The organism is Alteraurantiacibacter lauratis, assembly GCF_037154155.1.
GTDB lineage: Bacteria > Pseudomonadota > Alphaproteobacteria > Sphingomonadales > Sphingomonadaceae > Alteraurantiacibacter > Alteraurantiacibacter lauratis.
Genome location: NZ_JBANRN010000008.1, coordinates 105,387 through 125,286 on the forward strand (window position 1 = coordinate 105,387; position 19,900 = coordinate 125,286).

A 19,900-nucleotide genomic window follows, 5' to 3' on the forward strand; every position below is an offset into this window, starting at 1 on the left:
CTTTGGCCTTTCAGATCAGAGGTCTTGCAGACGCCAGCGCTGCCATTCGTCCCAGGCAAGCGGAGCGGGCGTTTCCACCACTTTGCCAAGCCCCGCATGCGCGTGAACGAAACTGTTCTGCGGCATGGCCACGAGAAGATGAGCCTGCGCAGGGCCGGGCCGCACCATGATCAGATCGCCTACGCAGGGTGGATCGGCGCAGAGCTCAAATCCAGCCTTCTGGAAGTGATGCAGGAAGGGGCCGAAGTCCCGGTTACGCAGGCCGTAATCCGCAGGGACATGCGCCGGTCGACCAATCAGGCGCAAGGCTTCGAGGACAACGCCCACGCAATCAAGCCCGGTGGTGCGGCTGCGCCCGTGAAGCAGGAAGGGTGTCCCGACCAGGCTGCGCGCGGCAGCCGCAAAGGCAAGCGCGGTGGTGATCATTGCGATCCATTGCCGTAGCGGCCCAGCAGATCATTGCCCGGAACGAAAGGTTCGCCGCGAAAATTGGCCGTGTTTCCGAACCGCGAATGGCATGTCGAAAGCCGGTGATCGCATCCTTCGCGCAGCAGCGCCCTGACGCCTGCCACCAAGCCGTAGTCAAGCGGCTGGTCGAGAACTTGACCAGCCGGCCCGGACTGGAGAATTTGCATGGTAATGCCTGCGTGCGGCCCATCAATCCAGCGCACCCAGCCATCCGCCAGCAGTTCTGCGGCCGGCGCATCGGCAAAACGCACCAGCCCGGCATCGTGCCCGGCAAAGGCTAAACTGCATTCGTGCGAATAGCGGACGGAAGAAAGATTGCATCCCGGCCCGCAGAATGCGGCGCGACAGGTGGGGCTGGTCCGTGGCACCAGGTCTATCGCCAGCGCCGCCTTGGCCGATTGCAGTTCGGCGCTGAAGCCGCCGCTATCCTCTGCAATTTCACCGGCCTGGCCGTGGAAGAGCACGGCATGCTCCAGCGTTTCCCAGTCGACGACCCCGATTGCAAAACGCGCGCCATCGAACCGGCCCGCAGCAAGATCGGCCGCGCGGATCGCATCATGTGCCAAAGCGCCTTCGACTTCTGCGCTGTCATTTGACAGACCCGCGCTGCGGCGGATGGCGGAAGGCACCATGCCTGGCGCTGCGCGGTGCAGCACCCCGTCAAACCACAGATTGCGGTCATGGCTGGTAAAGCCCAGCGTCACCCCGTCGCGCCGTTCAATCCGCCAGAAGGTGGCGACCGCTTCCAGTTCGCTGGCAAAGAAGACCTTGCTCATATCTCCTCCCGCACCTCTACCAGTGGCACCGATGGCGCTTCTCCGGCAGCAAAGGCAGCGCCGGTGATGTCGAGCCGGTCTTCGGCAAAGCGTACCGGCACATCGAACAGGAAGCCAGCCCGGATGATGGCGCCTTGCGGCGGAGCGATCTGGAACAGGATTTTGCCGCCGGGTTGGAGCGACCATGCCGTGGTTGCCGTCCCGTTTACGCTGACCAGCACTGTGCCGGCGCGCGGCCGGGTGATGGGCCTAATCTGCGGCTCCGCCCCGTCGCCGTATCTTTTGATGAGCTGGAAGCTGGCTGTCAGCCCGTCGCCAACGCCGATCTGTTGATCCAGCATGGTCGGCGTCGCCGTCATGTCGCGGGAACTGAAGTCAAACGGATCGGTCAGGCGGAAACCGCGCGCCGCCCCGTGCCTGGCGCGGAAAAACCGGATCAGCGTTCCCAGTTCGCTCTCAGAGCGGATGCCGGGCCCTACATCAAACCGCAGGCGGGCATTGCTCCATTGGCTGGACCGACGTTCATGCCCTGAGGCGGTGAGAACGACCGAGGTCGAGAACTCCGGACTGACACCAGCATCGCGGCCCAATGCCAGCGGATAAAGCACATCGTCAAAAGCTTGCATGGTGTCGTAATCCTCGGGCGGGGTGTCGGGCAGGCGGGTGTAACCGTCGCGGCAAACCTGCGGCAGCGCCCAGACGAACAGGCGCGGAATGCCGCGTGCCTTCGCCTCGTCGAGCCCTGCGTCGATCAACGGCCAGAATGCGTCGGCATCCTCCGGCTTCAGCACAAAGCCTGCCATGTAGTCCTGATTGGCAAGCGGATATTCGAGCAACTGGTTCATCGTGGCATATCCCGCCCGGCGCAGCGCTTCGGCGCCGCCGGTCAGCCAGTCGTAATCCTCAAGCTGCAGGCGGTTGAAGTTCGGATGCTTCCAGGTATTGGCAATGTTGAGCAGGGGCAGATCAGGCGCGGCGGGATCGAGGATTTGCGGAGTGAAGGCGAGCAGATAAACCTGTGCATTGGGGCCATGCGCCGTGCGGATAGCGTCCCTGATCCCGCGTGTTGACGTGCCAAGCCGCGCGCCACCAGCGGCAAGCACCGCGCGTTGCGCCTCTGTCAGCGGCTGGCGCAGATCCACGATATCGGGTGCGGCTCCAGAGAACTTTGTGCGCGCATCCGCATCGTAAATGCAGGGAGCATAGTCCTTGGTGACCCACCACCAGGGTTCGCCCAGCTGAATGGCCACCGGCAATTGGGCGGCGACCTGCATTTCGGCCAGTTTCAGCGCAATATTGCGCAAATAGGTCTGCACTGGCCCGCTGGTGAAGGCGAGCAGGGTGGAGGGAGGTTCCCACCCGGTCAGCGCGGGCGAACCGTCATGCGCGCGCTGCATCCAGCCATTGGGGCAGTGCTGCGCCAGAATTTCGTAGGACATCGAGGCGATGACCGAATAGCCCTGAGACTGGGCGAGATTGAAAAAGGCGCTATGCCAGGCGCGGGCAGGGGTGCAGAATTCGGCGGGTGTTTCCACCTGGACACTGCCGCCCGTGCCGGGTTTGAGCCGGTAATAATGGCTCATGCCGATATAGTGCAGGATCTCCTCGCGGTATCCCAAGCCACGAATATTCCGCAGCAGGCGAGCAGGCGTCTGGTTGTAGCTGTCGTCGTAGGCCGTCGCCATGCGCACGCCGTGGGGCGGCACCATGACATCGCCGATGGTGAGCTGCGGCCGGTCCCCATCGCAGGCAATCTGGGTCAGTTCCACCCAGCCATTGGCCCGCGCAGGCAGGAGCGCCGCACTCGCCGGGTCGTAGAGCGGCGGAACCAGCGAGATGAACATCCGGTCTATAGCCGCCGGATGAACCTGGTCGGACGAGGTTGCGATATTCCAGCCGCCCGCTAGCGCAGAGAATGGCAATTCGATCTGCGCATCGGTGGGTGTGCCAACCGCGTAATTCCACAGCCGGACAAACCAGCTGCGCGGCTGACCTGCGGCATCGCGCCCCTCGATTGTCAGCGTGGGGCCATGCACGGCATCGAGCGGCAGGATCCCTGCCGAGCGCCAGCGGAAGCGCAAGGTCGTGCGCGAATAATCGCGGTCGGTCGCATAGGCGAGCAGCGGGTGATCGAGCGTGTCTTCGCTGGCCCAGATCAGCCCCGCCAAGGCATTGCGGTGGTGGAATTCCAGCTCCACCCGCAAGGCATCGGGCGCGATCGACCAGACCGCCGCCATCATCGGACGCGGAAAGTCCACTGTCCAGAAGCGCGGATCGAAGCGCTGGATGTAATCGGTCTGTTGTCCGTTGCGTTGCCGTGCGAGCCAGAAGGCCATGATCGTATCCCTTCCGTGTTGGCGTCAGTATTGGTCGAGAGCGCGGCGAACCTGCGCGGCGACCTGGCGCGATGAACGGCGCAGCGTCCCCGGCACATCCGATCCGCGCGGCGCGGCAAGGCTGATCGAAACGCGCACATCGCGGGCAGGCGCGCTTGCCGAACCGCCCGCTTCCACCCGGCCGGCGCTGGTGGGCACGAACATTTCCGGCCCCCGCTCGCCCACGAGGTAGGCGCGGCCGGGAGAAACCGGCCCGCCGGTGGCCCGGCCCGGCAGCCCCATGGCCGAGCCGACCAACTGCGCCACGATTGAACCGAGCCCGAAGCCCGTTCCGCCTCCGCCGGCCGGGCGACCCAGCAGGCTGGCAATGCCCGAACTTACGGCCTGCGAGGCGATTTCATTGAGCGCGCTGAGCGCCACGCGCTTCAGATCGTCAAAGCCCGTGCGCCCGTTGCGTATGGCAGACAGCAGGCCGCGCTCCAGCACTTGACCGGCGCGTTCAAAACCGTCGACCAGCCCGCGATCCATCGTGGTGCGCATGGCGTCGACATCGGCACGAAAGCCCTGCGTGTTGGCGCGGACATCAACCATGAGTGTTTCAATCGAGTCTTCCATGCGCTTCGCGCTCCATCATCTGTGCAAGTTCGTGGCGGCCCAGCGGCGCGAATGCCGACGCGTCTTCGGCGTTCAGGCTGGCGGCCAGTTCGGCAGGTGTGGCGTTCCAGAACGTATCCGGCGTCCATCCCAGCACGCGTGCGGCAAAGACGGCCAGCCGGCTCGCTGCCGCTCCAAATCTCTGCTCCGCCTCGGCCATGGTCAGCGTCCTTGCAGGATTTGGCCCAGAAGCTGGCGCAGGGGCGCAGTTGCAGCGGCAAGACCCATTCCCAGCACGGCCTCGCCCATTTCCTCGCGCGTGACTGCACCATGCGGCACCGCGCAGTGCCAGAAGAGCGTAGCGGTTTCGGCAAGTCCCAGCCGCCCTTCCGCAGCACGTTCGACCAGCGCGAAAAGCGGGCCAAGTTCGGTCTCTGCCGCGACCAGCGCCGTGAAGCTGGGTCGCAGAACGACTGCCCGCCCGGCCACCGCCAGCGACGCTTCGCCGCGTTCGGGGTTGGCGATCACGCGGGCACCACCGGGCCGCTGCTCTCCAGCTGCAGGGTGTAATTGCGCTCGCCGTTGAAATCTCCGGCATAGTCGAGCCGCTGGACAAGGAACTTGCCGCGCATCCGTGCGCCGTCTTCGAACGACAGCTCGTAATCAGCGATCGTGCCTGACAAGGCATTGGCGCGAATGGCGTTTTCGGCCGCGCTGCCCAGAAAGATTCCCGCCGCGCTGACCGAGACCGAGCGGCTGCCAGCGCCCGAAAGAAGATCGCGCCAGCCGCCCGATTGCTTGTGCGTCACTACAACAGCATCGCCGTTGATCGACATCTGCGTGGTGCGCAGCCCAGCGACAGTCTGATAGGCAGGCGGGGTGGCGCCATCGCTGATCTTAAGGAGGAAGGCAGAGCCTTTCTGAGCGGTCATGTGCAAATCTCCGGATTGTTGGAAGTTCAGGCTTCAAGCAGGCGGAAGCGGTATTCGATCAGGATCGCGCGCTGATTGGCGGCGCGTTGTTCGGCGCGGGCGCGCAGGAATTGGGTGCTGACCACCTCGAAGCCGGTTTGCGTGCGGGGCAGGCCCGCAATGCGCGATTCCACCGCAGCGGTGAGTGCGGCACCGGCCAGCGGATCATCGCCGCGCAGATGCAGCTCCAAAGCCGTGCGCACCTCGCGGCCCGTACGGTCCTTCATGCTCCAGTCTGCGCTGGCACTGGCCACCAGGCCCAGCCATGGCACGGCCGTGCGCGATGGCGCTTCCTCCGCCACCGCATTGAGCGAGGAGGCCAGAAAGGGATCGGCGCGCAACCATTCGATCAGCGCGGCGCGCAGGCGTGTTTCCAGCATGGATCAGTTTCCTTCGGGACGGGAGGTGAACAGCGGCCAGAGCAGGTGTGCCCGGCGCCATCGCCGCGCGTCGCCGCGCTCGGCGCGAAACGCGCTTTCGGCAGCCGCGGCGGCGATCTGTGCGGCGCGAGCGGCCAGCCTTGCGGCAAAGCCATTTGCCGTGGTGCTGCGTGCGGCGATCATATCAGCCGGATCCGGCGCCACGGGCTCCACAAGGCGGCGATGGCCGCAGGCGGCGAAGGATTGGCTTCGGCATTGTCGCGCTGGCGGTAATAATGCGCGGCCAGACGGATGATGCCGTGGCGCAGGCCATCGGGCAGCGCTTCCCAGCTGGCCGCGACACCGGCGGTGATGCGCACGGCCAGCCTGCCGGTGACTGCGGGCGATAGCAGCCGCAAGCGCGCGGTGCCGTCGGCTTCCAGTTCGATGGCATAGGCGCCCGTTGCAAGCGGCGTGCGCGAGCCATCGGGGCGCAGTTCGTCCACCTGCGTGATGGCGTGCACCGGCAGGGAGGAGAGGCATTGCCACGCCCGGTTGGCGCTGAGGATTTCCTCCGCCTCCACCATCAGCGGGATTGTCCGGGTAAAGGCTTCGCAGGTATCCAGCGCGCTTCCCAGAAGGGCCAGCAGCGTGAGGTCGTCCTGCGCGGTGGAAATGGCGAGCCAGTTCTTGAGTTCGGCAAGAGCGCCCGGCGCAAGCACGGGCGGCACGAGGATTGCCCGCTTCATGGCGGTCTCCTGAAAAAGTGTGGCAAAAGGGGTGCCCTGCGCCGCGCAGACGCAGCGGGGAGGGAGCGCAGGCGGACCCGCGCGGCGCAAGGGCTGTTTGCTAAACTGCGGAGCGGTGTGCAGGTTGCCATCTGGCCGCACGGCATGCACCGGTTCCGCAGGCGCAAACGAACTAGGCTTCGATCTTCAGCAGCTTGATCGCGGCGCTATCCAGCACCTGCCCGCCTACGCGCTTGGTCGCGTAGAAGTGGACGAAGGGCTTGTTGGTATAGGGATCGCGCAGGATCTGCGTGGCGTGGCGTTCCGCAATCAGGTAGCCGGCGCGGAAATTGCCGAAAGCGATGGGGAAAGTGCCCGCCGCGACATCGGGCATATCCTCGGCCTCGACCACCGGATATCCCAGCAGGCGATCGGGCTGGCCTTCCACCAGGCCCGGCTGCCACAGGAAGGCGCCGTCAGCGGTTTTCAGCTTGCGCACCAACGCAAGGGTGGACGAATTCATCACCCACGACGCACCCTGGCGATGGCCCGACTTCATCGTATGGACCAGATCGATCAGGCGGCTTTCCGGATTGGCGTCAAAACCCGCCGCATCGCCCGAACCGATATATTGCAGCGTGCCGAACGGGCGCACCGCATCGCCTGCAAGCGAGGTGGGCGAAGAGAGAAAGCCGAGCGGCTGGTTGACACCGGTTCCGTTGACGAATGCCGCGCCTTCGGCCTGCGCGAATTCCAAGGCAATTTCCTGCGCCAGCCAGCCTTCCAGATCGAATGCGGCATCGTCCAGCATTGCCTGGCTTGCGGCGGGATTGGCGTAAAGCTCGCCGCTGGGCGGGGCGATTTCGGCAAAGTCGGGGGCGCCGGTTTCGGGGCGTGCGGCGGTTTCCCCGACCCAGCCCGACGCGGTGCCGCCGGTGGTCACCAGCTTGCGGTAACCTGCGCTGCCCACCTGCACCACCTGCGCCAGCGCGCGGATGGGGGAGATATCCTTCAGCGTGGCGCTGATCACCGCATCAATCTCGCGCGGCACGGCAAAGCCGCCTTCGCTGGGCGTTGCGCCGCTGATCGACTTGTATTCCGCATCCGCGCCGCGGCGCAGATAATGGTCGACAAAGCCCTTCAATTCGACGCTGGCGGCTTCGGTCGCGCCGCCGATGGCAGGGCGGGCAGCGGCGCGGCTGACCTTGTCGAGCCGGGCCTTCACTTCGTCCACATCCGAACGCAGCAGCTTTACGTCCTGTTCGGTCTTGTCCTGGCGGGCAACCAGATCAAAGCTGGTTTCCAGGGCAGCAGTGGGGGTGTCATTTTCCATAGGGGCATTCACCTTGTGTTGGGGAGGGGTGGTTGGGGGCACACAATAGGCCGCCCCAATGGCGGCCGGACGAAAAGGAATTGGCGGCAGATGCAGAGGTCAGCGGACCAGATGGACGCGCGCGCCTGCCTGCAGCGGATGGGTGACGAGGCTGACTTCGATCAGGTCGATTTCTTCCAGCACCCGGCCTTTTGGGAGAGGACGAAAGCCGCGCGCGCGATAGCCGAAAGAAAGGCCGTTCACCGCGCCTGACAGCAGCGCGGCCATGGCCCGGCTTTGCGGGTTGTCTATCGCGGCGATGATGCGCAGGCCGCGCTCATCCTCCTCGGCCAGTTCAACCACGCCAATGCGCTGTTCGGGCCGATGCTGCCAGTAAAGCGGGATCGCCGCGTGCTGCGTTGCCGTGCGCCGCCCAGCCAGCGTGCGGGCAAAGGCGCCCTTCACGATGATGTCGCCTGCGCCATCGGGCACATCGAACAGTGCGGCATAGCCTGCCAGACGCAGGGTGCGCCCGCTCACCGCAGCAGATCCGCGACGCCCAGACGCACGGCGATGCCGATCAGCAGCGCCGCCATCAGGCCGCGTACGGCCCATTCGATCACCGCCTTGGATGCGCTGGCCTTGGCTGCACGCCAGGCAGAGAGCAGTTCGCGCAGTTCGTCGAGATCGTCCGAAGCGTTAGCATCATCAAGACCTAGGCCGCTAAGCACACGCTTGGCGCCGATCTCGCTCGATTCCTCGACAATCGCGCGCAGGGTGATGAGGTCGGAACCTTGCGTGGAAGCCTGCGCCATCAGCTTGGCGAGCATATCTTCGTTTGTCATGTCAGTCCTTTCCAGCAGTTGCTTCCGGGACTGTGATGCCCAGCAGCGCGCGCTTTTCGTGGGGTTCGAGGAAATCGGCCGCGCTCACCTGCGCCCACAATTTCTCGCGGTCCTCTGCCAGCGCGGGGACACGGTCGAGGTCGATGGAGAGGGTGAGGCCGGGGAACCAGGGGGCCAGCCCTTCGGCGAGGCCCGACAGGATTTTCTCCGCCAGCGGCAGCAGCGTCAGCCGCCACAATGCGCGGTTTGCCTCGCGGTAATTGGAATAGGTGTTGTCGCCCGGCAGGCCCAGCAGCATCGGCGGCACGCCAAAGGCCAGCGCGATGTCGCGCGCGGCAGCGGCCTTCAGTTCGGCAAAATCCATGTCGGCGGGGCTGAGCGAGAGGCTCTGCCATTTCAGGCCACCTTCCAGCAGCATCGGCCGCCCGGCATTGCCGCCCCCGGCATAGGCCTGCGTCAATTCGGCGCGCAGCCGCTCGAACTGGTCATTGGTAAGGCCACCGCCCTCGGCAGACCCTTCATAGACCAGCGCGCCTGATGGCCGCGCGGCGTTTTCCAGCAGCGCGCAATTCCACCGCGCGGCGGCGTTGTGGATCGCCACCGATTGCGCGGCGGCAGCAAGGCAGCCTGCGCCGTAATGATCGTCCAGCGGGTGAAACGCCTTCAGGTGGATGATGCAGGGCCAGCCGTCCGCGTCCTCCACCGGGATTGTCACTGTGCGGTCGCCCACGCGGTAGAGCCAGGCGGCGGGCCAGCCATCGGCTCCTGCCTGCACGCTCACCCGGTCGGGGCGGAGCGCAAACAGTTCCACGGGACGCCCGGCGCCGTCGCGGATGATCTGCGCAAAGGCATTGCCGTGCAGCAGCAGATGCGCGGCGAGCGTTTCGAGCAGCGATTGCCCCGCGCTGGTATCGCGCACCAGCGCTTCCACTTCGGGCGCCACGGGATTGAGCGGCGCACTGCCCAGCCCTTCGGACACGATACGTACCGCGCGCTGCGCCACCGGATTGTGGAGGAAGGCGCTGGCGGCATCGCGCCCATATTCAAACGCGCGCGGCGCACCGCCCTGCTCATCGGCAAAAAACCATGGCGATGGGAAGGTGCGCGCCAGGGGCACATGGCTGCGCGCCCCGCCCTTGAAGGCGGAACGCAGGGTGTCGATGAAGGACATGAAGGGGTTCCTTGTGTGGTAACTTCAGATGCGCTGGACACGCGGCTGGGCACGCGGGCCCAGCATCAATTCACTGAGCGCCCAGACCAGTGCGTCGGCCCGGTCGGGGCTGCGGCCCGGCCCTTGATAGCCGCCGCCTACTATCAGGCCGCAGAGCTGATCCTCCAGCCGTGGGAACAGGCCGACATGCTGAACGCGGCCCGCTTCGTAGAGCGCGGCGATCGGTTCGGCGCGGGCCACCTTGCCACGGCTGGCGTGGACGAGGCGCACCGGCATCTGGCAATCGGCCGCGCGCAGCACACTTGCCACCATGTCGCCGCCCTGATTGGCCTCAGCCACCACGCGGTCGGCTTTCCAGCGCGTCATGGCCGAGGCAACGGCGCGCGCCCATCCTTCGGGGCTGGCCCCTGCCAGCGAATGATCGGCCAGCACCTTGCCGTGGCCTTCGGCGGTAATCGCCGCCACCACGATGCCGCATTCATCGCCGCTTGCGCTTGCGGGGGGATCGACGCCGATGACGGTACGCACCAGCGGCGCTGTGTTGATCGCCTCCCGGCATTGCTCGATCAGCGCGCGGGTCCACAATGCGCCCTCGATATCGGTGAGCATTTCGCCTTCCAGCTCCTGTCGGCCCAGCGCGCTGCTGCCGAACTGGCGGTGCATGGCGGCAAGGAAGCGCGTGGGCAGATTGGCGCTGTTGTCCCAGGTGCGGCCGCGCGTTACCACGATGTCGGCTTCCGTCTCCGCTTCGGCGAGCAGCCGTTTGAGCAGCGGCACCGCACGCGGCGTGGTGGTGGCGAGCACGCGGGGTGCATGGCCCAGCCGCAGACCCATCAGCAAATTATCCCAAGCCTGCATGGCGCGGGCAGAAGAATTATCCCATTTGGCGATTTCGTCGCACCAGGCATGGCTGTGTTGCGGGCCGCGCAGACTGTCCGGCTCTGCGGCCGAATAGAGCGTGGCCTGCGCGCCATTGGACCATGTCAGTCGGCGCAAGGATGCTTCGAATCGGGGGCGTTTGTCGCGCGGGCCGCAGGCGAGCAGCCCACTTTCGCCTTCGACCATCACGTTGCGCGCCTCGCCGATCGAGGATCCGACAAGCGCAATGCGCGCAGCGGGATCGGCGCGGGCGACCATTCCCACCCATTCGGCACCCGCGCGGGTCTTGCCAAAGCCGCGCCCGGCGCAGATCAGCCACACTCGCCAGTCGCCCGGCGGCGGCAATTGTTCGGGTCGCGCCCAGAAGGGCCACCATGTCATCAGCCTGCGGCGGTGCCGATCGTCGAGTTTCTGATCCAGCAATTGCGCTGAAAGGGCGCCGTCCTGCTCCAGCAGCCAGCGACGGAATCTATGCGGCATCGGAACTGCCATCGCCTTGGGCGAACAATTCGGCGAGGTCCCCTTCCCGCGCGCGCATCGCCTCGAGCCGGGCATTGAGTTCAGCCAGCACGCTTTCCTCGTCATCTTCGCCGGTCAGTGCCCGTTCGCGCGCCGCCGTTTCACGGTGCAGCGTCAGCAGGCGGAGCGCGTTGGCGATGTCGAACTTGCGGTCATCCTTGCCGGCCTCCACCCCCATGCGCAGGCGGTGCAGCGTTTCCAATTCGAGGTGGTCATAGCCTTCCACCAGTGCTGCGTTCCATTTCTGGCGGAAGGCGGCTTCTTCCCGCCGGACCTTATAGGCGCGGCTGGGGTTAATTCCGGCGCGGCGGGCGGCTTCGCTGACATTGGATGTTTCGGCCAGCGTATCGAGAAACCGCGTGCGCCAGTGGCGGTCGAGATTGTCCTTTTCCCCCACGCGGAGCGCGGGATTTATCTTGGTGCGTTGGGGCATGGGGCCAGATTTCCTGCAAGCAGCGGGCGGGAACGCAAAAGGGCGACCCCGTAGGGCCGCCCCAATTCGCGGTTTTCGCTTCGCCCGGATTGCTGTGGCAGGGGCGATTCGGTTTTTCGCGATGTTCCGCTTCTCTAACCAAATAGCGTGACAATGTCAATACAAAAGTGCCATACCGGTTAAATATCTTGCAGCTTGCGCCCGCGGATTGGCTCGCCTAGGCGCGCTGAGGCGGTTGCGCCGGGCAAATGGAGTGGAATGCTGGCATGAAGTGGCTGCGTGCGCTGTATGACTGGACGATGGCCAAGGCCGCGCACCCGCTGGCAGAGCGGTGGCTGGCCTTTTTTGCTTTCGTCGAATCGAGCTTCTTCCCCATTCCGCCGCACCCGCTCTTGGGCCTGATGTGCCTGGCTGAGCCGCGCAAGGCCGTGCGCTTCGCCTTCATCTGCACCGCCTTCTCGGTGCTGGGCGGGTTGTTCGGCTATGCCATCGGCTATTTCCTGTACGAGGCGATTGGCGAATGGTTGATTGGTGTGCTTGGCTTGACCGGGGCATTTCCCGTCGCCGCCTGCCATCTGCGTGCTTACGACTGGGAAGTGATCGTGATTGCGGGCACCACACCGGTCCCCTTCAAGCTGCTGACGATCACCGCCGGCTTCATCGAAATGAACCTGCTGACCTTTACACTGGCGAGCATTGCCGGGCGCGGATTCATATTTATGACCGTGGGCGTGCTGTTCCGCCTGTTCGGTGCCCCGATCAAGGTCTTCATCGACAAGTATCTGGGCCGGTTGACAGCGCTGTTCGTGGTGCTGGTGATCGGCGGCTTCATTGCCATTGCGCAGCTTGACCGCGGCGCAGACGATCCGGCCGATCCTTGCGCCGCAGCCACGCTGCAAACCCTGTAATTGCGTAAGGCCGTGGGCCAGTCCCCACGCCGTCAGATGATGCCGACAGCCTTGCCGGCCCGCTCGAACATACCCAGGATTGTGGCGACTTCCTCGGCGCTGTGTTCCGCACACAGCGAGCAGCGCAGCAGCGTCATGCCCGCGGGCGTGGCGGGCGGGCGGGCAAGGTTGACGTAAAGGCCTTCCTTCAACAGCGCCTCCCACATCATCGCGCCGCGCTCCAGATCGGGCATGATGACCGCCACGATCGCGCTTTGCGGGTGATCGGTGCCAAGCTGGAAACCAAGCGCCTTCAGCCCGCCGTGCAGCGCCCGCGAGTTCTCCCACAAATGCGCGCGCTTGGCCGCGCCATGCATCAGCTTGCGGATCGAGGTGGCGGCGGTTGCCACCACGGAAGGCGGCAGGCTGGCGGTGAAGACATAGGGGCGGCAAACCAGCCGCATGATCTCGAACTTGGGATGGTTCGACACGCAGAAACCACCCACCGTGCCCACGCTCTTGGAGAAGGTGCCGATGATGAAATCGACATCGTCGATAACACCCTGTTCCTCGGCCACGCCGCGCCCGTGGTCGCCGATGAAGCCCATTGAATGCGCCTCGTCCACCAGCACCATCGCGCCATACTTCTTGGCAATCGCCACCATTTCCTTGAGCGGCGCAACATCACCCAGCATGGAATAGACGCCTTCAAGCACCACCAGCTTCCCCGCGCCTTCAGGAACACGCTTCAGGCGCTTTTCCATCGCGTCGATATCGTTGTGCTTGAATGGCACCACTTCGGCATCGCCCATCTTGCAACCGTCCCAGATCGAGGCGTGGCTGTCGATGTCGAGGATGATGAAATCACCCTTGCCCGCAATGGTGGAGATGATCCCCAGATTGGCCTGATAGCCGGTGGAGAAGACCATTGCGTGATCCATGGCATAGAATTCGCGCAGCGCCTGCTCGACCTCGCGGTGGCCTTGATAGGTGCCGTTGAGCACGCGGCTGCCCGTGGTGCCCGCGCCGAACTGGCCCAGCGCGTCCTTGCCCGCCTGGATCACATCGGGATCGAAGGTCATCCCCATGTAATTGTAGGTGCCCAGCAGGATCGTATCGCGTCCGTTGCAGATCGCCCGCGTGGGCGAGAGCACTTTTTCCATGACAAGGCTGAACGGATCCTCAACACCCTGCGCCAGCAGATTTTCGCGCACGGCGATAATCTCGTCGAACTTGGAAAACAGGTCGCGGGTATCGGCCAGGGTGTCGTTCATGGTTATTCCCCCTGAAGCTTTGCGACAGCATCTACAAGCTGACCATAGGTTTCGATCTCGGCTTGCTGGTTCATCGAGATGATGATGTCGAACGCGTCCTCGATCTCGGCCACAAAATCCATCACCGTCAGGCTGTCGAATTCCAGATCGCCGGCAAAGGTCGTATCCTCTGCCACGGCGATGCCCTTCTTGTTGAACGGCTCGATGATCGAGCGGATGGTACTGTCGATTTCGGCGCGATCCATGGCGGATTTCCATTCTTGCTTCTGGCATCCGGCGGGTAACGTCGGATCAAGGGCTCGAAAAGCGGCTCTTTCGTCCGCTTGTCAAGCACTCGCCGCAGTCGCTATCCAGCAGTGGCGGGCGGATCGGGCAAGCGGGGTGGCTCATGGAACAGCGTAACGAGGGCATGGCCGAGGCGATGCGGGCGGCGACCTATTCCGCCCAGGCGGTGCAAATGCTGCGCACGGTGCAGGTCAATTCGCTCGCTCTCTCGCAGATGGCGGATCAAAAGGCCTCGATCCTTATGGGAGCGACCTTTCTGGTCTTTTCCATAACCGTCAGCCGCGCGCTCAGCGGCGAGGTGCCCTGGTCCCTCGTGATCCTCGCGGTGTCCGCCTTCCTCAGCTCGCTGCTGGCCGTCGCCGCGGTGATCCCTTCGGTTGGCAGGCCGCCGGCGCGCGTGAAGCCGAACCTGATGTTCTTTGGCCATTTCGCCGATCTGGACGAGGAGCAATGGATGCGCGAAGTGCTGGCGCAGTTGCACAGCGACGAGGACGTGTTCCGCGTCATGCTGCATGATATCTACCAGAACGGACAGGTGCTGCAGCGGCGGAAATACCGGTATCTGGCGCTGGCCTATCGCAGTTTTATCTTCGGACTGGTGCTGACCTTGATGGGTTTTGCCGTGGAAATGGCCGCAAGCTGACCCGTCAGCCAGGCGTCCGGTTCAGGCGAGCGGCCGATCGATCAGCCCCCGCACCGCAGCCATGAATGGACCGATCGAGACAGGCTTGGACAGATAGCCTTCTGCCCCGATTTCGCGGATGCGTTCCTCGTCACCCTTTCCGGCATAGGCGGTGACGGCCAGGACCGGCACTTCGCACAGCGCGGAATCGCTTTTCATGCTGGCGATCAGATCAAGGCCTGAGACATCCTGCAACTGGATATCCATCACCACCAGATTGGGTTGAAACCCGCGCGCCTTTTCCAGAGCTTGATGGCCGTCCGCCACAGGCTCCACCGCGAAGCCACCTGCGCGCAGCACATCGCAGAAAAGCTTCCGGTTGAGATCGTTGTCCTCGACAACGAGGATTCGTTTGGTCATTGCGTCCCCGACACACGTTGTGGCCGATAAATGCCTTGCCCCCGGCTCATCGTGCTCCATAACCTCTAACTGCATATCGGAATGCTGACAATTCATAACCCGTCGTCCCCCGATCCTGACGAAGCCGCCGCGCTGGCGCTTGGTGCGCTGGGCTTCATCCTGTCCGATGACCGGCGCGCGCAGCGCTTTCTTGACCTTACCGGGCTTGATGCCGATGGCCTGCGGACGACATTGGGCGAGGCGGCGACGCACCGCGCGATCATCGAGTTCCTCTGCGCGCACGAACCAGACCTTGTCGGCGCCGCCCAATCGCTGGGCGTTTCGCCCGAAGCCTTGCGGCGCGCGGGCCAGCCGGATTTTCTGGAATGAGCCGCCCGCTGGTCGTCACCGATTGTGACGAGGTGCTGCTGCACATGGTGCGCCATTTCCGCGAATGGCTGGATGCCGAACACGGCGTGGATTTCACGCTTGAAGGGCACAGCTTCCGCGATTCGATGCGCCGCAGGGGTTCCCCTGATCCGCTGAGCGAGGAGGAGATGTGGGATTACCTCAACCTCTTTTTCGACACGCAGATGCCGAACCAGACACCAATCACGGGCGCAGTGGCGGCCATTGCCGAACTGCAGCGCGAAGCCGATGTGGTGATCCTGACCAATTTGCAGGACAAGCGGAAGGAAGCGCGCACGCGGCAATTGCGCGATCTGGGCATTCACGCACAGGTTTTCACCAATCAGGGGCCCAAGGGCGGGGCGCTGGCGCGGATTGTCGATCATTTCGCCCCCACGCGCGCCGTATTCATCGACGATATCGCGGTGCACCACGAATCGGCCGCAGGGGTTGTGCCGCATGTCAGGCGGCTGCATTTCTGCGGCGAGGCGGCGATTGCGCCGCACGTCCCCTGCGCCTTTGCAGCGGGCCATGCCGATGCGCGGATCGATCACTGGGAAGCGGCCTTGCCCTGGCTGCTGGAAACCCTGCATGGAGAAGACAAATGAACGTAGCCGACCGACTGGCTGAACTCGGCCTTGAACTTCCCGCCGCCGCCGCGCCGGTGGCTGCCTATGTTCCGATCGTGGTGGCAGGCGGGCTGGCGCATGTTTCGGGCCAACTTCCCTTTGTGAACGGGCAATTGGTGACCGGGCGGCTGGGCGAGGATGTCAGCCTCGAAGCCGGACAGCAGGCGGCGCAGGCGTGCGGTCTGATGCTGCTTGCGCAATTGCGCAGCGCGGGCCTCCTCGACCGGGTAAGCCAGGTGGTGAAACTGGGTGCCTTCGTCAATTCGGCCGCCGACTTCACCGATCAGCCCAAGGTCGCCAACGGCGCGTCCGAATTGATGGTGGCCGTGTTTGGCGATGCAGGCCGCCATGCGCGCAGCGCGGTGGGCGTGCCGGTGCTGCCGCTGGGCGCGGCGGTGGAAGTGGACGCGATCTTTGCTCTTGGCGCTGATTGACGGCTGGCGCGCGCCGCCGCCCGATCCCGCGCGTGCGGGGTGGCTGGGCGCGCAGGTTTACGCCCACCGGGGTCTGCATGACGGCGCGGCAGAGGAAAACTCGCCCGCGGCCTTTGCCGCGGCAATCGCTGCGGACCTCGGTATTGAATGCGATGTCCGCTGCACGCGGGATGGCCGCGCGGTGGTGTTCCACGATGCCACGCTTGACCGGCTGGCGGGACGACATGGACGGATCGACGGATTGAGCGTGGGCGAGGTGACTGGAACGCGCCTCGCCAAGGGAGGGGAAACCATCCCCACGCTGCGCGATCTGCTCGATCTGGTGGCGGGCCGCGTGCCCTTGCTGATCGAGGTGAAGACCGAACGTGGCCGGTCGGTCCACCGGTTGTGCCGTGCGGTGCGGCGCGATCTGGAAGGCTATACCGGGCAGGCTGCGGTCATGAGTTTCGACCCGCGCGTGGGCCGCTGGTTTGCGCTTCGCGCGCCGCATATCCTGCGCGGGCTGGTGGTGAGTGAGCAGAACGGCCGCACGTTCTCAGGCCTTGTCCGCCGCCATCTGGCGCTCTGGCACGCGCGGGCGCAGTTTCTCGCTTACGATGTTCGTGACCTGCCCAGCGGCTTTGCCGCGGCGCAGAAAAAGCGCGGCCTGCCGCTGCTCTGCTGGACGGTATCGACCCCTGTTCTGGCCAATATCGCGCGGGAAAATGGTGCGGCACCCATAGCCGAAGGGGCAGGTCTCGCAAAGCTGCCTGCGGCTTCCTAGCTTGGAGCACATGGGGCACGGCGACATATCCATCCGCGTGGCGCAAGGCATCAGCGCGCTTGATCCGGCCCAATGGGATTCGCTGATAGGCGGCGCCAACCCCTTCATGCGGCACGCCTTCCTCAGTGCGATGGAGGATTCGGGCAGTGTGGGCGAAGGCACCGGCTGGCAAAGCCTGCCGATCGTGCTGGAAGATGCAGGCGGCAATCTGCTGGGCGCATTGCCGTCTTACGCCAAGTTTCACAGCCAGGGCGAATATGTGTTCGATCACGGATGGGCCGATGCTTGGCACCGGGCGGGTGGAAATTACTACCCCAAACTCCAGATCGCCGCACCATTCACGCCAGCCACCGGCCCGCGGATATTGCTGCGCAAGGATGCGACCGACCTTGCTCCGGTCCTGCTGCGCGCGGCGGAAAAACTGTGCGATGACAACGCGCTGTCATCGGCCCACGCTACCTTTGTCGATCCCGCGCAGCACGCGCTGTTTGCGGACGCAGGCTGGCTGCGGCGCGAGGATATCCAGTTCCACTGGATCAACCGCGATTACGCAACATTCGAAGATTTCCTCGCCAGCCTGTCCTCACGCAAACGCAAGGCCATCCGCAAGGAGCGCGAGGGGGCGCAGGCGGGGCTGACCATCCGCTGCCTGACGGGCGCGGACATCGGCCCCGAACATTGGGACGCCTTCTGGATCTTTTATCAGGATACCGGGGCGCGCAAATGGGGCACACCCTATCTCACGCGATCAGCTTTCGATCTGCTGGGGGAGCGGATGGCCGAGGATATCCTGCTGGTCATGGCCTTTGACGGGGATCGGCCGATTGCTGGCGCGCTCAATTTCATCGGGGCCGATGCGCTCTATGGCCGCTATTGGGGCTGCACCGTGGACCGCCCCTTCCTGCATTTCGAGCTGTGCTATTATCAAGCGATTGACGCGGCAATCGCAAGGGGGCTGAAAAGGGTCGAGGCGGGCGCTCAGGGGACGCACAAGCTGGCGCGCGGCTATGAACCGGTGCCGACCACATCAATGCACTACATCGCCGATCCGGGCTTTCGCGAAGCGGTGGCCGATTTCCTGGAGCGCGAGCGGCGCGGCGTGGCCGCCGACCGGAATTACCTCAGCGAACGCACCCCTTTTCGCAAGGGTTGATCGCAATCAGGCGGCGCGGCGGCTTCCCGCGGCCAGCCATTCGCGCGCACGGCGCTGCGCTTCGGCAATTTCGCGGGCAGTCATCTCGTCCGCCACATCTGCGCGGCACCAAGCGGCTTCCTCGTGCCCGCGGCTGGCGGCGAGGTTGAACCATTTGTGCGCCTCGATCATGTCGGCGGCAACACCGTGGCTGCCGGTGGAAAACATCACGCCGAGGTCGAAATAGGCGCTGATGTCGCCTGCTGCCGCAGCCGCGAGGCATTGCGCTACCTGAAGGTCGGGCTCTGCCGGCTGCGCTGGCGTTATCTTTGCAAATGTCGCGATCTTGGCAAGTTCCATGACCGTTAACCCCCATCTTCCGCCCGCAACCCCCATAGGGCGGGCGTCTGAAGCCGATGTTTTGACGAACATGGTCAAGAAATGGTTAACGCGCCCGCCAAGTGCTTCACGGACAAACGTGGCGCAGCGGAACTTTCCCTATTTGCCGCTTGTGCCCTGCGGGCCTGCCCACTATAGGCGCGCCTCAAATCCACAGCCTGGTTCAGGCCGCCGAAAGATCCAAATGGGCAGGCGCCGTTTGACGCAGGACAGGCCGGTATGGATCAGGATGCGGAGTGCACAATGGCGTCGGTTCCTAGGGGTGACATCGATATTCTGGCCAAGGCCAAGCGTGCCTTGCCCAGCGATTACGCTCCTTCCGAAGATGAAGAATACATGTCGGCGGCGCAGCTCAACTATTTTCGTGTGCTGCTGCTGGAATGGAAGAAGAGCATTCTGGAAGCGTCGGAAGGCACGTTGCAGAGCCTGCAGGATGGCCCTATCCGCGAGCCCGACCTGAACGACCGCGCCTCGTCCGAAACCGATTGGGGCATCGAGTTGCGCACCCGCGACCGCCAGCGCAAGCTTATCGCCAAGATTGACGCAGCGCTGCGCCGGATTGACGAGGGCGAATATGGCTGGTGCGAAGTCACTGGCGATCCCATCGGCATCAACCGCCTCATCGCCCGCCCCATTGCCACCATGACGGTGGAGGCGCAGCAGGCGCACGAACGGCGCGAAAAGATTTCGCGCGACGACTGACCCGTTGCGGGACAGGCCTGTCTTTCGGAGGCACCCGTTAACAACCCGTTAGCCAGAATTGCCGCAGGAAATCCGCATATCGTTCCCGCGCGGCCGGGGCCTATCCCGCCGCGCACCACAGGACCGCTTGCGAAATGAACAATGTCGACACCCGTCAGGTCAACCGCGACAGCTTGTTTCTGCTGGCCCAGCTGCGCATTGATGGCAGCGAAGAGTTGTATCGGGTCAAAGTGCGTAATCTTTCCGCCGGCGGCATGATGGCCGAAGGCCACGTGGCGGTTGAACGCGGTCAGCTCGTCGCGGTGGAATTGCGCAATATCGGCTGGGTGAAGGGTTCGGTCGCCTGGAAGCAGGATGAACGTTTCGGCATCGCCTTTGTTGACGAGATTGATCCGGCCCGTGCCCGCGCGCCCATCAGCGCGCCTGCACCTGTGGGGGTGAGCGCCGTGCACAAGCCGATCCTGCCCCCCACCCCCGCCCCCGACGCCTCGCGCCTGCGCAAGATCTGACAGGGTCACAAACCCGCATTTCGCGCCTGAAGTGCCGGCAGATGTGTCCCTGCCGTTGATGCCGGC

At 64.5% G+C, this 19,900-nt stretch carries 29 protein-coding genes; 9 read left to right on the forward strand and 20 right to left on the reverse strand.

Going from position 1 to position 19,900, the window contains the following annotated elements; translation table 11 throughout:
• Positions 1-15 precede the first annotated feature (15 nt).
• The 16 genes from WFP39_RS09160 to WFP39_RS09235 all read right to left on the reverse strand — a co-directional run bounded on the left by WFP39_RS09160 (position 16) and on the right by WFP39_RS09235 (position 11,391).
• Positions 16-426 (reverse strand): peptidoglycan endopeptidase, encoded by a 411-nt coding sequence (locus WFP39_RS09160; RefSeq protein ID WP_336919167.1) that lies wholly within the window; start codon positions 424-426, stop codon positions 16-18.
• Entirely contained in the window at positions 423-1,244 is an 822-nt protein-coding gene (locus WFP39_RS09165) for a DUF2163 domain-containing protein (RefSeq protein WP_336919168.1), read from the reverse strand. The genes WFP39_RS09160 and WFP39_RS09165 overlap by 4 nt, the downstream gene beginning before the upstream one ends.
• Positions 1,241-3,580 carry a DUF2460 domain-containing protein gene (locus WFP39_RS09170; RefSeq protein WP_336919169.1) on the reverse strand — a complete coding sequence of 780 codons (2,340 nt, stop codon included), beginning with the start codon at positions 3,578-3,580 and terminating at the stop codon, positions 1,241-1,243. The genes WFP39_RS09165 and WFP39_RS09170 overlap by 4 nt, the downstream gene beginning before the upstream one ends.
• Positions 3,581-3,604: 24 nt before the next feature.
• Complete coding sequence (locus tag WFP39_RS09175) at positions 3,605-4,195, reverse strand: tail tape measure protein (protein WP_336919170.1); 591 nt, start codon at positions 4,193-4,195, stop codon at positions 3,605-3,607.
• Positions 4,179-4,394, reverse strand: a complete 216-nt coding sequence (locus WFP39_RS09180) for a phage tail assembly chaperone (RefSeq protein WP_336919171.1) — start codon at positions 4,392-4,394, stop codon at positions 4,179-4,181. The genes WFP39_RS09175 and WFP39_RS09180 overlap by 17 nt, the downstream gene beginning before the upstream one ends.
• Positions 4,395-4,396: 2 nt before the next feature.
• Positions 4,397-4,702, reverse strand: coding sequence for a GTA-gp10 family protein (locus WFP39_RS09185; RefSeq protein WP_336919172.1), 306 nt, complete (start codon positions 4,700-4,702; stop codon positions 4,397-4,399).
• Positions 4,699-5,106 (reverse strand): phage major tail protein, TP901-1 family, encoded by a 408-nt coding sequence (locus WFP39_RS09190; protein WP_336919173.1) that lies wholly within the window; start codon positions 5,104-5,106, stop codon positions 4,699-4,701. The genes WFP39_RS09185 and WFP39_RS09190 overlap by 4 nt, the downstream gene beginning before the upstream one ends.
• A gap of 26 nt (positions 5,107-5,132) precedes the next feature.
• Positions 5,133-5,525 (reverse strand): DUF3168 domain-containing protein, encoded by a 393-nt coding sequence (locus WFP39_RS09195; RefSeq protein WP_336919174.1) that lies wholly within the window; start codon positions 5,523-5,525, stop codon positions 5,133-5,135.
• Positions 5,526-5,528: 3 nt separating this feature from the next.
• Positions 5,529-5,708, reverse strand: coding sequence for a hypothetical protein (locus tag WFP39_RS09200; protein WP_336919175.1), 180 nt, complete (start codon positions 5,706-5,708; stop codon positions 5,529-5,531).
• Positions 5,705-6,253, reverse strand: a complete 549-nt coding sequence (locus WFP39_RS09205; RefSeq protein WP_336919176.1) for a head-tail connector protein — start codon at positions 6,251-6,253, stop codon at positions 5,705-5,707. The genes WFP39_RS09200 and WFP39_RS09205 overlap by 4 nt, the downstream gene beginning before the upstream one ends.
• Positions 6,254-6,425: 172 nt before the next feature.
• The gene (locus WFP39_RS09210; protein WP_336919177.1) at positions 6,426-7,565 is read right to left on the reverse strand and encodes a phage major capsid protein; all 1,140 of its coding nucleotides are present in this window, start codon (positions 7,563-7,565) and stop codon (positions 6,426-6,428) included.
• 99 nt (positions 7,566-7,664) lie between these two features.
• Positions 7,665-8,084 (reverse strand): HK97 family phage prohead protease, encoded by a 420-nt coding sequence (locus tag WFP39_RS09215; protein ID WP_336919179.1) that lies wholly within the window; start codon positions 8,082-8,084, stop codon positions 7,665-7,667.
• A complete protein-coding gene (locus WFP39_RS09220) occupies positions 8,081-8,389 on the reverse strand; it encodes a DUF6127 family protein (protein ID WP_336919181.1) in 309 nt (102 codons plus the stop codon). The genes WFP39_RS09215 and WFP39_RS09220 overlap by 4 nt, the downstream gene beginning before the upstream one ends.
• Before the next feature lies 1 nt (position 8,390).
• On the reverse strand, positions 8,391-9,560 hold the full coding sequence (locus tag WFP39_RS09225) for a phage portal protein (RefSeq protein WP_336919183.1): 1,170 nt from the start codon (positions 9,558-9,560) through the stop codon (positions 8,391-8,393).
• Positions 9,561-9,584: 24 nt separating this feature from the next.
• Entirely contained in the window at positions 9,585-10,919 is a 1,335-nt protein-coding gene (locus WFP39_RS09230; RefSeq protein ID WP_336919184.1) for a DNA-packaging protein, read from the reverse strand.
• On the reverse strand, positions 10,909-11,391 hold the full coding sequence (locus WFP39_RS09235) for a hypothetical protein (protein ID WP_336919185.1): 483 nt from the start codon (positions 11,389-11,391) through the stop codon (positions 10,909-10,911). Before WFP39_RS09235 ends, WFP39_RS09230 begins: the two co-directional genes overlap by 11 nt.
• Before the next feature lie 266 nt (positions 11,392-11,657).
• Here WFP39_RS09235 and WFP39_RS09240 point away from each other — a divergent pair, with 266 nt between their 5' ends.
• On the forward strand, positions 11,658-12,299 hold the full coding sequence (locus WFP39_RS09240) for a YqaA family protein (RefSeq protein WP_336919186.1): 642 nt from the start codon (positions 11,658-11,660) through the stop codon (positions 12,297-12,299).
• Positions 12,300-12,331: 32 nt separating this feature from the next.
• Here WFP39_RS09240 and spt read toward each other — a convergent pair whose 3' ends face one another.
• Both spt and WFP39_RS09250 read right to left on the reverse strand, forming a co-directional pair.
• Complete coding sequence (spt, locus tag WFP39_RS09245; protein ID WP_336919187.1) at positions 12,332-13,552, reverse strand: serine palmitoyltransferase; 1,221 nt, start codon at positions 13,550-13,552, stop codon at positions 12,332-12,334.
• A gap of 2 nt (positions 13,553-13,554) precedes the next feature.
• Positions 13,555-13,797: an acyl carrier protein gene (locus WFP39_RS09250; RefSeq protein WP_336919188.1), complete on the reverse strand. Its 243-nt coding sequence runs from the start codon at positions 13,795-13,797 to the stop codon at positions 13,555-13,557.
• A 143-nt stretch (positions 13,798-13,940) separates the two neighbouring features.
• Here WFP39_RS09250 and WFP39_RS09255 point away from each other — a divergent pair, with 143 nt between their 5' ends.
• On the forward strand, positions 13,941-14,480 hold the full coding sequence (locus WFP39_RS09255; RefSeq protein WP_336919189.1) for a Pycsar system effector family protein: 540 nt from the start codon (positions 13,941-13,943) through the stop codon (positions 14,478-14,480).
• A 21-nt stretch (positions 14,481-14,501) separates the two neighbouring features.
• Here the strand turns inward: WFP39_RS09255 and WFP39_RS09260 are convergent, their stop codons facing one another.
• The gene (locus WFP39_RS09260) at positions 14,502-14,879 is read right to left on the reverse strand and encodes a response regulator (RefSeq protein ID WP_336919191.1); all 378 of its coding nucleotides are present in this window, start codon (positions 14,877-14,879) and stop codon (positions 14,502-14,504) included.
• A gap of 81 nt (positions 14,880-14,960) precedes the next feature.
• Here WFP39_RS09260 and WFP39_RS09265 point away from each other — a divergent pair, with 81 nt between their 5' ends.
• The 5 genes from WFP39_RS09265 to WFP39_RS09285 are packed head-to-tail and all read left to right on the forward strand — an operon-like array spanning position 14,961 to position 18,245.
• The gene (locus WFP39_RS09265) at positions 14,961-15,248 is read left to right on the forward strand and encodes a DUF3572 family protein (protein ID WP_336919192.1); all 288 of its coding nucleotides are present in this window, start codon (positions 14,961-14,963) and stop codon (positions 15,246-15,248) included.
• Positions 15,245-15,874, forward strand: coding sequence for an HAD family hydrolase (locus tag WFP39_RS09270; protein WP_336919193.1), 630 nt, complete (start codon positions 15,245-15,247; stop codon positions 15,872-15,874). Before WFP39_RS09265 ends, WFP39_RS09270 begins: the two co-directional genes overlap by 4 nt.
• The gene (locus WFP39_RS09275; protein WP_336919194.1) at positions 15,871-16,329 is read left to right on the forward strand and encodes a RidA family protein; all 459 of its coding nucleotides are present in this window, start codon (positions 15,871-15,873) and stop codon (positions 16,327-16,329) included. Before WFP39_RS09270 ends, WFP39_RS09275 begins: the two co-directional genes overlap by 4 nt.
• A complete protein-coding gene (locus WFP39_RS09280) occupies positions 16,316-17,092 on the forward strand; it encodes a glycerophosphodiester phosphodiesterase family protein (RefSeq protein ID WP_336919195.1) in 777 nt (258 codons plus the stop codon). The genes WFP39_RS09275 and WFP39_RS09280 overlap by 14 nt, the downstream gene beginning before the upstream one ends.
• Positions 17,093-17,102: 10 nt before the next feature.
• The gene (locus tag WFP39_RS09285) at positions 17,103-18,245 is read left to right on the forward strand and encodes a GNAT family N-acetyltransferase (RefSeq protein ID WP_336919196.1); all 1,143 of its coding nucleotides are present in this window, start codon (positions 17,103-17,105) and stop codon (positions 18,243-18,245) included.
• 6 nt (positions 18,246-18,251) lie between these two features.
• Here WFP39_RS09285 and WFP39_RS09290 read toward each other — a convergent pair whose 3' ends face one another.
• Positions 18,252-18,584: an SEL1-like repeat protein gene (locus WFP39_RS09290; protein WP_336919197.1), complete on the reverse strand. Its 333-nt coding sequence runs from the start codon at positions 18,582-18,584 to the stop codon at positions 18,252-18,254.
• Between the two features lie 282 nt (positions 18,585-18,866).
• On the opposite strand from WFP39_RS09290, the gene dksA reads away from it, so the two are divergent.
• Both dksA and WFP39_RS09300 read left to right on the forward strand, forming a co-directional pair.
• Entirely contained in the window at positions 18,867-19,325 is a 459-nt protein-coding gene (gene dksA / locus WFP39_RS09295; protein WP_336919198.1) for an RNA polymerase-binding protein DksA, read from the forward strand.
• A gap of 134 nt (positions 19,326-19,459) precedes the next feature.
• Positions 19,460-19,834 (forward strand): PilZ domain-containing protein, encoded by a 375-nt coding sequence (locus WFP39_RS09300; RefSeq protein ID WP_336919200.1) that lies wholly within the window; start codon positions 19,460-19,462, stop codon positions 19,832-19,834.
• The last annotated feature ends 66 nt before the right edge of the window (positions 19,835-19,900 follow it).